Genomic DNA, 2,795 nt, shown 5'->3' with positions numbered 1-2,795 from the left:
CGGCTGCGCGAGCGGGGCCGCCGGGTCGAACTGCTCGACGGCGACGAGATCCGCGAGTTCCTCTCCGCGGGCCTCGGCTTCAGCCGCGAGGACCGGCACACCAACGTGCAGCGCATCGGATTCGTCGCCGAACTGCTCGCCCGCAACGGCGTCACCGCGCTCGTCCCGGTCATCGCGCCCTACGCGGACAGCCGGGACGCCGTGCGCAAGCGGCACGGGGCGAACGGCACGCCGTACGTCGAGGTGCACGTGGCGACCCCCCTCGAGGTGTGCTCCGCACGCGACGTGAAGGGGCTGTACGCCAAGCAGGCCGCGGGCGAACTCACCGGGCTGACCGGCGTGGACGACCCGTACGAGGCTCCCGTCTCCCCCGATCTGCGCATCGAGTCGCAGCACCAGACCGTCGGGGAGTCCGCCGCGGCGGTGCACGCCCTGCTGACCGAAAGGGGACTGGCATGACCACCGTGGCCACGGTCGCGACCGGCGGCGAGGGCACCGACAGCCCGTACGCCCTCTCCCACCTCGACGCCCTCGAGTCGGAGGCGGTGCACATCTTCCGCGAGGTCGCGGGCGAGTTCGAGAACCCGGTGATCCTGTTCTCCGGCGGCAAGGACTCCATCCTGATGCTGCACCTGGCGCTGAAGGCGTTCGCGCCGGCGCCGGTCCCGTTCTCGCTGCTGCACGTCGACACCGGGCACAACTTCCCCGAGGTCCTCGACTACCGCGACCGCACGGTCGCCCGGCACGGGCTGCGGCTGCACGTCGCCTCGGTGCAGGACTACATCGACCGCGGTGTGCTGCGCGAGCGCCCCGACGGCACCCGCAACCCGCTGCAGACGGTGCCGCTCACCGAGAAGATCGCCGCCGAGAAGTTCGACGCCGTGTTCGGCGGCGGCCGGCGCGACGAGGAGAAGGCCCGCGCCAAGGAGCGGGTGTTCTCGCTGCGCGACGAGTTCTCCCAGTGGAACCCGCGCCGTCAGCGGCCCGAGCTGTGGAACCTCTACAACGGCCGGCACGCGCCCGGTGAGCACGTCCGGGTCTTCCCGCTGTCCAACTGGACCGAGCTGGACGTGTGGCAGTACATCGCCCGCGAGGGCATCGAACTGCCGGAGATCTACTACGCCCACCACCGCGAGGTGTTCCAGCGGGGCGGCATGTGGCTGACCGCCGGCGAGTGGGGCGGCCCCAAGGACGGCGAGAGGGTCGAGAGGCGGCTGGTGCGCTACCGCACGGTGGGCGACATGTCCTGCACCGGCGCGGTCGACTCCGGGGCCGACACCATCGAGAAGGTGATCACCGAGATCGCCGCCTCCCGGCTGACCGAGCGCGGGGCCACCCGCGCCGACGACAAGCTCTCCGAGGCCGCGATGGAAGACCGCAAGCGCGAGGGGTACTTCTAGACATGAGCACGATCACGAGTGAGGCGCTCGCGGAGACCACCCTGCTGCGGTTCGCCACCGCCGGTTCCGTCGACGACGGCAAGTCCACCCTGGTGGGCCGGCTGCTGCACGACTCCAAGTCGGTCCTCACCGACCAGCTGGAGGCCGTGGAGCGGGTGTCGGCGAGCCGGGGCCAGGAGGCTCCCGACCTCGCCCTGCTCACCGACGGGCTGCGGGCCGAACGGGAACAGGGCATCACCATCGACGTGGCGTACCGCTACTTCGCCACGCCGCGGCGGCGGTTCATCCTCGCCGACACGCCGGGCCACGTGCAGTACACCCGCAACATGGTCACCGGTGCCTCCACCGCGGAACTGACCGTCATCCTCGTCGACGCCCGCAACGGCGTGGTCGAGCAGACCCGGCGGCACGCGGCCATCGCCGCCCTGCTGCGCGTGCCCCACGTCGTGCTCGCCGTCAACAAGATGGACCTGGTGGACTACGAGGAGGCCGTGTTCGCGCGGATCGCCGAGGAGTTCACGGCGTACGCGACGGAGCTGGGCGTCCCGGAGGTCACCGCGGTCCCCATCTCGGCGCTCGTCGGCGACAACGTCGTGGAGCCGTCCGCGCACATGGACTGGTACGGCGGGCCGACGGTGCTGGAGCACCTGGAGACGGTGCCGGTCAGCCACGACCTGGCGCACTGCCACGCCCGGCTGCCGGTGCAGTACGTGATCCGGCCGCAGAACGCCGAGCACCCCGACTACCGGGGGTACGCCGGCCAGATCGCCGCGGGCACCTTCCGCGTCGGCGACGAGGTGACCGTGCTGCCGTCCGGCCGGACCACCACGATCACCGGGATCGACCTGCTGGGCACGCCCGTCGAGGCGGCCTGGACGCCGCAGTCGGTGACGCTGCTGCTGGCGGACGACATCGACATCTCCCGCGGCGACCTGCTCGTCCCGAGCAAGGACGCCCCGGCCACCACCCAGGACGTCGAGGCCACCGTCTGCCACGTCGCCGACCAGCCGCTGACGGTCGGCCACCGGGTGCTGCTCAAGCACGGCACCCGCACGGTCAAGGCGATCGTGAAGGACATCCCGGCCCGGCTGACGCTGGACGACCTGTCGCTGCACCCGCACCCCGGCACGCTCGTCGCCAACGACATCGGCCGGGTGAAGATCCGTACCGCCGAGCCGCTGCCGGCCGACTCGTACGCGGACTCGCGGCGCACCGGGTCGTTCATCCTGATCGACCCGAACGACGGCACCACGCTCACCGCGGGCATGGCCGGCGAGTCCTTCGCCGCACCGGACCCGGTCAAGGACGCGGCCGAGGACGACGGATGGGACTTCTGACCATGGAGTTCCCCGTGCCCACGACGTCCGCGGCGGGACCGCCGAGGACGTCGTGGGC

At 71.7% G+C, this 2,795-nt stretch carries 3 protein-coding genes; all 3 read left to right on the top strand.

The features are described 5' to 3' along the window. The coding region (gene cysC / locus AOK18_RS25915; RefSeq protein WP_055695911.1) for an adenylyl-sulfate kinase at positions 1-459 on the top strand (459 nt) is incomplete at its 5' end. Between the two features lie 5 nt (positions 460-464). Beyond that, a complete protein-coding gene (gene cysD / locus AOK18_RS25910) occupies positions 465-1,400 on the top strand; it encodes a sulfate adenylyltransferase subunit CysD (protein WP_055572402.1) in 936 nt (311 codons plus the stop codon). A gap of 2 nt (positions 1,401-1,402) precedes the next feature. Next, positions 1,403-2,737: a sulfate adenylyltransferase subunit 1 gene (locus AOK18_RS25905; protein WP_055695909.1), complete on the top strand. Its 1,335-nt coding sequence runs from the start codon at positions 1,403-1,405 to the stop codon at positions 2,735-2,737. Positions 2,738-2,795 lie beyond the last annotated feature (58 nt).

The organism is Streptomyces prasinopilosus (assembly GCF_001419695.1).
GTDB lineage: Bacteria > Actinomycetota > Actinomycetes > Streptomycetales > Streptomycetaceae > Streptomyces > Streptomyces prasinopilosus.
This window is presented reverse-complemented; position numbering and strand designations above follow the sequence as displayed.